At 69.1% G+C, this 10,203-nt stretch carries 9 protein-coding genes; 2 read left to right on the top strand and 7 right to left on the bottom strand.

Features of this window, described 5'->3' with window-relative positions; all coding sequences use genetic code 11:
* Window positions 1-16: 16 nt before the first annotated feature.
* Window positions 17-229, bottom strand: coding sequence for a DUF4287 domain-containing protein (locus BN948_RS21340; RefSeq protein ID WP_009517502.1), 213 nt, complete (start codon window positions 227-229; stop codon window positions 17-19).
* A 175-nt stretch (window positions 230-404) separates the two neighbouring features.
* On the opposite strand from BN948_RS21340, the gene BN948_RS25855 reads away from it, so the two are divergent.
* Together BN948_RS25855 and BN948_RS21325 are read left to right on the top strand one after the other, a co-directional pair.
* The gene (locus BN948_RS25855; RefSeq protein ID WP_050980633.1) at window positions 405-2,516 is read left to right on the top strand and encodes a TonB C-terminal domain-containing protein; all 2,112 of its coding nucleotides are present in this window, start codon (window positions 405-407) and stop codon (window positions 2,514-2,516) included.
* A gap of 93 nt (window positions 2,517-2,609) precedes the next feature.
* Window positions 2,610-3,269 carry a peroxiredoxin gene (locus tag BN948_RS21325; RefSeq protein WP_009517500.1) on the top strand — a complete coding sequence of 220 codons (660 nt, stop codon included), beginning with the start codon at window positions 2,610-2,612 and terminating at the stop codon, window positions 3,267-3,269.
* Between the two features lie 22 nt (window positions 3,270-3,291).
* On the opposite strand, the gene BN948_RS21320 is transcribed toward BN948_RS21325, so the two are convergent.
* The 6 genes from BN948_RS21320 to BN948_RS21295 form a co-directional block, all read right to left on the bottom strand.
* Window positions 3,292-4,146 carry a S1 family peptidase gene (locus tag BN948_RS21320; protein WP_009517499.1) on the bottom strand — a complete coding sequence of 285 codons (855 nt, stop codon included), beginning with the start codon at window positions 4,144-4,146 and terminating at the stop codon, window positions 3,292-3,294.
* Between the two features lie 57 nt (window positions 4,147-4,203).
* On the bottom strand, window positions 4,204-5,154 hold the full coding sequence (gshB, locus tag BN948_RS21315) for a glutathione synthase (RefSeq protein ID WP_009517498.1): 951 nt from the start codon (window positions 5,152-5,154) through the stop codon (window positions 4,204-4,206).
* Window positions 5,151-6,341, bottom strand: coding sequence for a benzoate/H(+) symporter BenE family transporter (locus tag BN948_RS21310; protein ID WP_009517497.1), 1,191 nt, complete (start codon window positions 6,339-6,341; stop codon window positions 5,151-5,153). The genes gshB and BN948_RS21310 overlap by 4 nt, the downstream gene beginning before the upstream one ends.
* A gap of 31 nt (window positions 6,342-6,372) precedes the next feature.
* On the bottom strand, window positions 6,373-8,244 hold the full coding sequence (locus BN948_RS21305; RefSeq protein ID WP_009517496.1) for a potassium transporter Kup: 1,872 nt from the start codon (window positions 8,242-8,244) through the stop codon (window positions 6,373-6,375).
* Between the two features lie 144 nt (window positions 8,245-8,388).
* Complete coding sequence (gene gshA, locus BN948_RS21300) at window positions 8,389-9,681, bottom strand: glutamate--cysteine ligase (protein WP_009517495.1); 1,293 nt, start codon at window positions 9,679-9,681, stop codon at window positions 8,389-8,391.
* Between the two features lie 77 nt (window positions 9,682-9,758).
* Window positions 9,759-10,187, bottom strand: a complete 429-nt coding sequence (locus BN948_RS21295) for a VOC family protein (protein ID WP_035623656.1) — start codon at window positions 10,185-10,187, stop codon at window positions 9,759-9,761.
* Between the last annotated feature and the right edge of the window lie 16 nt (window positions 10,188-10,203).

Raw genomic sequence — 10,203 nt, 5'->3', positions numbered from 1 at the left:
TGCCGTAAGCGCTCGCTCACCCCCGTTGGGCCAGGAACCACGCCACCAGCGCATTGGCGTGCCCATGGCCCAGTCCGTGGTCGGCCTTCAACAGCGCCACCAGCTCCATGTGCTTGCGCGGGCCGGCCTGACGCAGTACACCCATCCAGTGCTCGATGGGCTGGCCGTACCGCTTTTCGATCGAGGGAAAGTAGGACGCGGGGCCCTGGGGCTTGTCGTTCGTGGCCATGGATGCATTCCTTTGCGCGAGGTCCTGGGGCGTCGTGGCGGTCCGCTCGTCCGACCGCCATCTGATCACGACGACGGTCGACGGCGCCCGAAATCGACACCGGCGCTGAAAAAAGCGGGGCGCGGGCGGCCCCTGGCGCGGCGGGCGCGCCGGTTTGGACGAGACAATGCGCCCGATGCAGACCGCGAAGAACAACGAGGCGCCGACGCGACGGCCGCTGCCGCCACTGGCGGCGGTGCTGGCCTACCGCTGGCGGCCCCGCGGCTGGCTGGTGTCCGAGCCGCGACGCCAGACCTTCGCCTGGTCGATCTCGCTGCTGGTGCACGCACTCATCCTGAGCCTGACCTTTGGCGACGGCCTGGACCTGCCAGGGCTGGAGTTGCCGTGGAAGGAGCGGCGCACCGAGATGCCTGAGTTGCGGGTGCGCCTGTCGCCGCCGCCAGCGCCTGCCGACGAAGGGGCGCCGTCCACCTCCGCGTCCGCGCCCCGACCCACCCCGCCGGCGCCCCAGAGCACCGGGGCCTTGACGGTGCTCGACCACGCCGCGTTGCAGGCACGACGGCAGGAGGCCCAGCGACAGGAAGCCTTGAGGCAAGAGGCGGCGCGCCGGGAAGCCCAACGCGCGGAAGCGGCGCGCCAGTTGGCCGAGCGGCGAGCGGCCGAGCGCCGCGCAGCGGCCCGGCAGGCGGCGGCGCAACGTGAGGCGGCCCAGCAGGCGAGAGCGCGTGAACTGGCAGCCCAGCAGGCCGAGGCGCGTGAGGCAGCCGCACAGGAAACGGCGGCCAGGGCGGCGGCCGCGCAGGCGGACGCCGCCCGGCAATCCGCCGAGCGTGAGGCGGCCACCCAACGGGAGGCGGCACGCGTCGCGGCCGAGCAGCAGGAAGCCGCGGTGCGGCAGGCTGCCGAACGTCAGCAGGCCGACAACGAACTGGCGGCCCGGCAAGCGGCCGAACAGGTGACGGCGCAACGCGCCGAGATGGAACGCCTGGAGGTCGAACGCCAGGACGCCCTGCGCCAGGCGATCGCCCGGGCCGAGGCCGAGCGCGTGGAAGCGACTCGGCAGGCCGCCGCGCGCGAAGCGCAGCAGCTCCAACAGGAAGTCGAGCGACAGGAGGCGGCCCGCCAGGAGGCCGCCCAGCGAGCAGCGGAACGGGCGCAGCAGGCGCAAAAGGCGCAGCGTGAGGCCGCCGACCGAGAGGAGACGGCTCGCCAGGAAATCGCTCGCCAGGAGTTGGCCCGTCAAGAGCTCGCCCGCCAGCAAGCCGCGCGGGCGGAGGCCGAACGGCTGGCCAACGAACAATTGACCCGCGAGCGACTGGAAGCGCAGCGTCAGGCCGAGCAGCAAGCGGCGCAGCGGCTGGAAGCGGAACAACAAGCCGCCGCTCAGCGCGAAGCCGCTCGGCAGGCAGCCGAGCGGGCCGAGGCCGAACGCCTCGCGGCGGAACAGCAAGCGGCGCGTGAGGCCGAACGTCAGGCAGCCGACGCCGCACGACAAGCCGCTCAGCGCGAAGCGGCTGCCAGGCAGGAGGCACAGCGCCTGGCCGAGGCCGAGGCAGCGCAACGGGCCACGGAACTGGCGGCAGCTCAAGCTCAAGCTCAAGCTCAAGCTCAAGCTCAAGCTCAAGCTCAAGCTCAAGCGCAGGCGCAGGCGCAGGCGCAGGCGGCCAGGCTCGAGGCCGAAGGTCAGGCGGCAGCCCGCGCTGCCGCTGCCGCAGCCGCCGCGTCACAAGCCGCAACCCAGGCAGCAGAAGCCGCCCGCCTCCAGGGGGAGCGCGACGCCGCCGCGCAGGCCGAGGCCGCGCGCCTGCAGGCCGAACGCGCAGCCGAGGACGAGGCCCGCGAGGAGCGCCGCCGCGCCATCGGGCGCCAGCTCAACGAAGAGGCCGACCGCCGCGCCGCCGCCGAGGCCGAGGCGCAGCGCAACCCTACCGTCAGCTCACTGCGCCGCGTGCGCATGTTCGGCCGCTACGACCCCAACCGCGAGCTCGTGCTTTACGCCGAGGCCTGGGCCAAGCGCATCGAGATGAACATGCCAGTGGAACTGGTGCGCCAGGCGGCGAGGCAGCGCTACACGGACCCGGTGGTGAACGTCGCCATCCGCAGCGACGGCACCATCGAGTCGGTGACGGTGGTGCGCACCAGCGGCGTGGCCGCCATCGACGAGGCCATTCCGCGCATGGTCCAAGGCATGACGCACCTGCCCTTCACGCCCGCCATGTCCCGCCTGTACGACGTGATCGAGATCCGCCGAAGCTGGCACTTCGACGTCGCGGTGCGCCTGTACTGAAGCGGGCAACCCGACACGGGGGAACCTCCCTCATCGACACGGTCTTTCGGACTGCGCACACTACGGGGCTTTCCACTCGCCCAGGAGCCCGGCATGTCCCTTCGCATCAACGACACCGCACCGAACTTCACCGCCCAGACCACGCAGGGCGTCATCGACTTCCACACCTGGATCGGCGACCAGTGGGCGATCCTGTTCTCGCACCCCAAGGACTTCACGCCCGTCTGCACCACCGAGCTGGGCTACATGGCGCGCATCGAACCCGAGTTCACGAAGCGCAACGCCAAGCTCATCGGCCTGTCGGTGGACCCCGTGGAGAGCCACGGCAAGTGGGTCGCCGACATCGAGGAAACGCAGGGCGCCACCGTCAAGTACCCCATGATCGGCGACGTCGACCTGAAGGTCGCCAAGCTCTACAACATGCTGCCCGCCGAGGAGCCCGGCTCGGCCGATGGCCGCACCGCCGCCACCAACGCCACCGTGCGCTCGGTCTTCATCATCGGGCCCGACAAGAAGATCAAGCTGATGATGACCTACCCCATGACCACGGGGCGAAACTTCGACGAGATACTGCGCGTGCTCGACTCGATGCAACTCACCGCGAAGCACAAGGTGGCCACGCCGGTGAACTGGACGCAAGGGCAGGACGTGATCATCGCCGGCTCGGTCAGCGACGATGACGCCAAGACGCTGTTCCCCGAGGGCTGGAAGGCGCCCAAGCCCTACCTGCGCATCGTCAAGCAGCCGCGCTGAGCGAAGCCGCCGCCCCGGGGCTTCACACAGGGGCTTTGGGCGGTGGCCTGTCGCTGGCAGCGGGCTCGGCTGGCGCAGTCGGGGCCGGAGCCGGTGGATCCTGCGTCAGCGTGAGCAGGATGTCTGCGTACCAGGCGCCGTTGAGACCCAGGGACTCGTCCAGCACCTGATCCCGGTTGCCCATGTCCATGCGCGAGGAATGAATGCCCAACAGCCGCCAGGGCAGTGCCCCGGTCGCGGGCCCGGTGTCGCGCATCACCACCGGCGCCCCGCTGATGCCGCGGTGCGCGCGCCCGTCAGTGAGAAACATGCCCTGGCCCTGGAAGCGGATGCCGAACGGTGAGGCGATGGCCGCGCGGCGCAGCACGGGCAACTGGTGCACCTCGTCCTGAAAGCCCAGCGGAAAGCCCACGATGAACACCGTGGCGTCCACCGGCACGGCACCGAAATCGCGCACCAGATGCTCGGGGGTGAAGGCGAACAGCACCGCCTCGTCCGGCAAGGCCTCGCGCTCGATCTCCAGCACGGCGACGTCGACGTCGCCACCACTGTCCTGGCCCTGGTGCCACACGGCCGTGCCGTCCGCGTAGAGCAGCATCGAGAAGCCGGTGCAGCGGGTCAGATCTTTCGCATCCAGGTGCAGCGTGATCTCGATGCGGTCGGGCCGGTGGTCGCTGTCTTCGTCGATGAAGACGTGGCGGCTGGTCGCCAGGAACAGGCGCTCGCCACGCTGGAAGAAGAAGCCGCTCGCGTTGGTGAGCGATTGCTCACCGTTGAAGGTGGAGATCTTCGGGGTGGCGAGAAACAGCGGGTCCACCGGCGGCGAGGCCATGGCCACGTTGGCGGGGACGGGCGGGGTGGTGGATGGTGTGTTCATGGCTCAGTGTGGGGCAAGCGGGCGGCCTGGCGCGGCATGAGCTGGTAACACATCGCTTCAGCCCAGCGCCGCCTCCAGCGCGTCCACGAACATCGCGGGCACGTCGAAGCCGGTCTGTTGCTGGATTTCCTGGAAGCAGGTGGGGCTGGTGACATTGATCTCGGTCACGCGGTTGCCGATCATGTCCAGGCCCACCAGCAGCAGGCCGCGCGCGGCCAACGTGGGCGCCATGGCCTCGGCCACGGCGCGGTTGTCGTCGCTGAGCGGCTGGGCCACGCCCTTGCCGCCGGCCGCCAGGTTGCCGCGCACCTCGCTGCCCTGCGGAATGCGCGCGAGCACGAAGGGCGCCACCCGGCCGCCGATGAGCAGCAGGCGCTTGTCGCCCTGCACGATCTCGGGGAGGTAGCGCTGCACCATCACGCTGGTGGCGCCGCCCTGGTTGAGCGTTTCGGTGATCGAGCCCAGGTTCAGGCCATCTTCCTTCACACGGAAGATGCCCATGCCGCCCATGCCGTCCAGCGGCTTGAGGATCACGTCGCGGTGCTCGGCGTGGAAGGCGCGCACGTCCTCGGCCGAGCGAGTGACCAGCGTGGGCGGCGCGAACTGCGGCCATTCCATCAGCGCCAGCTTCTCGGGGTGGTCGCGCAGCGCGGCGGGCTTGTTGAAGACGCGCGTTCCCTCGCGCTCGGCCTGCTCCAGCAGGTGAGTGGCGTAGAAGAACTCGCTGTCAAAGGGCGGGTCCTTGCGCATCAGCACGGCGTCGAAGCCCGCCAGGGCCTCGCGGCCCTCACCCGTCACGTCGAACCAATGGTCCAGCTCGCCCGTGAGGCGCAGGTGCCGCACCTGGGCCGTGACACGTCCGCCACTCACCCACTGCAAGTCGCGCGGCTCGCAGGCCGCCAGCGTGTGGCCGCGGCGCTGCAGCTCGCGCATCATGGCGAAGGTGCTGTCCTTGTAGGTCTTGAAAACTTCGAGCGGGTCGGCGACGACCAGGATCTTCTTCGTCATGGGCGGGGAGGTTTCTTCGCGAGGCCGTACTGTTGCACAAAGAGCGCGACGGCGCCGGCCACCACCCCCCAAAAGGCCGAGCCGACGCCGGCGATTACCACGCCACTGAGCGTGACGAGGAAGGTGATGAGCGCGGCCTCGCGGTGCTGATCGTCCTTGAGCGCGGTGTGCAGGCCGCCACCGATGCTACCCAGCAGCGCGATGCCGGCGATGGCCATCACCAGTTCGCGAGGGAAGGCGATCAGCAGGCCCGTGACCAGCGCGCCCACCAGGCCGATGGCCACGTACAGCGCGCCGCACACCACGGCGGCGGTGTAGCGCTTGTCGCGGTCGGGGTGGGCCTCGGGGCCCATGCAGATCGCCGCGGTGATGGCCGACAGGTTGAGCGCGAAGGCGCCGAAGGGCGCCAGCACCAGCGTGGCGATGCCCGTGACGGTGAGGATGCGCGAGATGGGCATGTCGTAGCCCGCCGCGCGGATGGCCGCCACGCCCGGCAGGTTCTGCGAGGCCATGGTGACGATGAACAGCGGCAGCGCCAGGCTGGTGAAGGCGGCGAAGCTGAAGCTGGGCGCGGTGAACACCGGCACCGCCCATTCGAGCGTGAGCGCGCCCGCGTTGAAGCGGCCGGAGACCACCACCTGCGCCACGCCCGCGAGCAGCGTGAACACCACCGCGTAGCGCGGCGCCAGGCGGCGCGACACCAGGTACACCAGCAGCATCAGTACCACCAGGGCCAGCGCGGTCTGCGCGGCACCGAAGGCCTGCAGTCCGAAGCGCGCCAGCACGCCGGCCAGCAGCGCGGCGGCAATGGCCATGGGAATTCGGTTCATCACGCGCTCGAACCAGCCGGTGGCACCCGCCAGGGTGATGAGCGCGCCGCAGATCAGGAAGGCGCCGATGGCTTCGGCCATGGTGAAACCACCCGCGAGACCCGCGCTGGCCAGCACCGCCGCGCCGGGCGTGCTCCAGGCCACCATCACGGGCTGGCGCAGGATGAGCGAGGGAATCGCCGAGCACAGCCCCATGCCCAGGCCCAGCGCCCACATCCAGGACGTGATCTGCGCCGGCGTGGCGTTGAAGGCCTGCGCGGCCTGGAAGACGATGGCCACCGAACTCGTGAAGCCCACGAGCACCGCGACGAAGCCGGCGGTGGCGGCGGAGAGGCTGAGGTCACGGAAAAATCGCATCGCGCGATTCTGCCGCGTGCCAGGCGCGCGCTCAGATCTCGACTTTTGAACCGAGCTCCACCACAGCGTTGGCCGGCAGGTGCAGGAAGGCCGCCGCCCCCGCGGCGTTGTGGTGCATGGCCGCGAACAGCTTTTCTCGCCAGGGCGCCATGCCGCTGCCCAGGGTGGGGGTCACCACGTCGCGCGATAGGAAGTAGCTGGTGGTCATGGGTTCGATCTCGCAGCCACGCAGGCGCAGCGGCTCCAGCGCGACTGGCACGTCGGGGTCGTTCTTGAAACCGTAGTGGATGGTCACGGCCCAGCAGTCGTGGCCCAGGGGTTCGACTTCCAGGCGTTGGTTGAAGCCGATCCAGGGCACCTGGTGCGAACGCACGTTGACAAACAGGTTCTGCTCATGCAGCACCTTGTTGTGCTTGAGGTTGTGCAGCAGCGCGTTGGGCACGATGCCGGGTTCGGCCGTCATGAACACCGCCACGCCGGGCACGCGCAGCGGCGGCTCGACGAACACGGCTTCGAGGAAGCCGTTGAGGTCCAGCGCCTCGGCCTGCTGCGCCTTGGACATGAGGCGGCGCCCCTGCTTCCAGGTCATCATGAGCGTGAACACCCCACCGCCGATGACCAGCGGGAACCAGCCGCCGTGGAACAGCTTGAGCATGTTGGAGCTGAAGAAGGCCAGGTCGATGAGGAAGAACACCCCCGTGGCCGCCACGCACAGCCACAGCGGGTACTTCCAGGCGTGGCGGATGACGAAGAAGGTGAGCGTGGTCGTGATCAGCATGTCCAGCGTGACGGCGATGCCGTAGGCAGAGGCCAGGTTGCTGGAGGACTTGAACATCACCACCGCGAGCACGATGGCGGTGAACAGCGACCAGTTCACGAAGGGGATGTAGATCTGCCCGGTGTCGCGCACGCTGGTGTGGCGCAGGTTCAGCCGCGGCAGGTAGCCGAGCTGGATGGCCTGCTTGGTGACGCTGAAGGCACCCGAGATGAGCGCCTGCGAGGCGATGACCGTGGCCAGGGTGGCCAGCACCACCAGGGGCAGTAGGGCCCAGGTGGGCGCCATGCGGAAGAAGGGGTTGCTCACCGCGCTCGGGTCGGCCAGCAGCAGCGCCCCCTGGCCGAAGTAGTTGAGCGTGAGGCAGGGCATGACCACCGAGAACCAGGCCAGGCGGATCGGCTTCTTGCCGAAGTGGCCGAGGTCGGCGTACAGCGCCTCGGCGCCGGTGACGGCCAGCACCACCGCACCCAGGATGATGAAGCTGGTGCCCGGCTGCTCCCACAGGAAGCGCAGCGCGTGGTGCGGGCTGAGCGCGCCCAGGATTTCGGGGTGGTGCACGATGTGCGAGACCCCCAGCGCGGCCACTGCGAGGAACCACAGCAGGGTGATGGGCCCGAAGTAGCGGCCGATGCCGCCGGTGCCGCGCTTCTGCACCGCGAACAGCACCAGCAGCACCAGCAGGGTGAGCGGGATGACGTAGGGGTGCAGCGCGGGCGAGATGACCGTGAGGCCCTCGACCGCCGACAGCACCGAGATCGCCGGTGTGATGACGCCGTCGCCATAGAACAGCGAGGTGCCGAAGATGCCGATGACCAGCAGCGCGCGGCGCAGCGCGGGCTTGTCCTTCACCGCATTGGCGGCCAGCGCGAGCATGGCGATGAGGCCGCCCTCGCCCTCGTTGTCGGCGCGCAGCACCAGCACCACGTACTTGAGCGAGACGATGGTCGTCAGCGTCCAGAAGATGATGGACAGGACGCCATAGACGTTGGCGTGCGTGAAGGGAACGTGGCCGGATCCGAAGATCTCTTTGACGGCGTACAGCACGCTGGTGCCGATGTCGCCGTAGACCACACCGATGGCGCCGAGCGTGAGGGCGGCCAGCGAGGACGGAGCGCGGGAGTTCAAACCGTAGGCCCCGCCGGAGAACCGCGGGGCGTGTGCGTCAGGAGTGGGCGATTCTGCGCCTGCGCCCAGGAGGGCGCCACCGGGTGGCGCCCCTGAAACGGGCTTGGGTGTGGTTTTTGTTGCACCGCAACAACCTCGAGACCGTCAATCGAGGTTCTCGGCCTCGGGATCGGTGGCCTCGAGCTCGTAACTGGCCGCCAGCATCGCCAGGCGGCCGATCACGCCGTACATGTAGAAGCGGTTGGGCACGCTGGCGCCGGGTTTCACGCCGGGCTGCGGCAGTTGCGCGCTCTGCTCGAAGGCCAGGGGGACGAAGCTGGAACCCGGGGCATTGAGGTTCTCGTCCTCGCCGCGGTCGGCGTGGATGCGGTAGAAGCCCCCCACCACATAGCGGTCCATCATGTAGACCACGGGCTCAGCCACGGCGCTGTTGATGCGCTCGTGTGTGAGCACGCCTTCCTGAATGATCACCTCGGTCACGGCCTGGCCGGCCTGAACCGTCGCCATGCGAGCCTTGGTCTTGGGCGAGAGCTGGTCGATGTCCTTGACGTCGCGCACGGTCATGATGCCCATGCCGCCCGTGCCGTTGTCGGCCTTGATGACCACGAACGGCTTCTCGTTGATGCCGTATTCCTTGTATTTGCGCCGCACCTTGGTGAGCAGCGCGTCGGTGTTGCTGCGCAGGCATTCCAGGCCGGCGTCGGCCTCGAAATCCACCTGACCGCACTGGGCGAACAGGGGATTGATGAGCCAGGGGTCCATGCCCAGCAGCTTGCCGAAGCGCTTGGACACCTCCTCGTAGATCTTGAAGTGCGTGCTCTTGCGGCGCGTCGGCCAGCCACCGTGCAGCGGCGGCAGCAGGTACTGCTCGTGCAACTCTTCGAGGATGCCGGGCACGCCCGCGCTCAGGTCGTTGTTGAGCAGGATGGTGCAGGGGTCGAAATTCTTCAGGCCCAGGCGGCGCTTGCCGCGCGTGAGCGGCTCCAGCGTGACGTGGCCGCCGTCGGGCAGGTCAATGCGCGTGGGCTGCGTGATGTCGTTGGACAGCGAGCCCAGCCGCACATTGAGCCCGGCCATGTAGAAGATCTTCTGCAGCGTGGCCAGGTTGCTCAGGTAGAAGGTGTCGCGGGTGTTCTCGGGCACCAGCAGCAGGTTCTTGGCCTCGGGGCAGATCTTCTCGATGGCCGCCATGGCGGCCTGCACCGCCAGCGGAATCATCTCGGGCGTGAGGTGGTTCCAGCCGCCGGGGAAGAGGTTGGTGTCCACCGGCGCGAGCTTGAAGCCCGCGTTGCGAACGTCCACCGAGGTATAGAACGGAGGCGTGTGCTCCATCCACTCCAGCCGGAACCAGCGCTCGATGACCGGCGTGGATTCGAGGATGCGCTGCTCGAGTTCGTTGATCGGGCCGGTGAGGGCTGTGACGAGGTGGGGGACCATGGTGGGGCGGTGCCGGGCGGGGACGGTCAGTGTAATTGGGGACGGTGACGGGTATTCCAAGGACCCCGCCGGGGCCCTCAGCCCTCTGCCGGTGGCTCGCTCGTGAAGCCGCGGCACACGGCGGCGAGCTTGTTGCCGTCGGGGTCGCGCACGTAAGCGGCGTAGAAGTCGGGGTTGTAGTGGAGGCGCAGGCCGGGCTCGCCCTCGCTGCGGCCGCCGTGGGCCAGCGCGGCGGCGTGGAAGTCTCGCACCTGCTGCCAGCTCGTCGCGGCGAAGGCCACCATGCTGCCGTTGCCCGCGCCCGCCGGGCCGCCGTCGAAGGGTGTGCACAGCCAGAGCGCGAGCTGCACGCGGCCATCGTCCTCGTACTTGCCCCAGCCGATCCAGCCGGGTTCTTCGGTGCCGGGGGTTTCGGCGCGCACCTGCCCGAGCGCGCCGAGCACGGCGTCGTAGAAGCGCGCGGCGCGCGCCAGATCGTCAGTGCCCAGGGTGATGTAGGTGAACATGCTCGCTCCCTGGATG

It is taken from the genome of Hydrogenophaga intermedia (assembly GCF_000723405.1).
GTDB lineage: Bacteria > Pseudomonadota > Gammaproteobacteria > Burkholderiales > Burkholderiaceae_C > Hydrogenophaga > Hydrogenophaga intermedia.
Note: the sequence above shows the minus strand (reverse complement) of the source record. Positions and strands in the feature narration are given on the sequence as shown.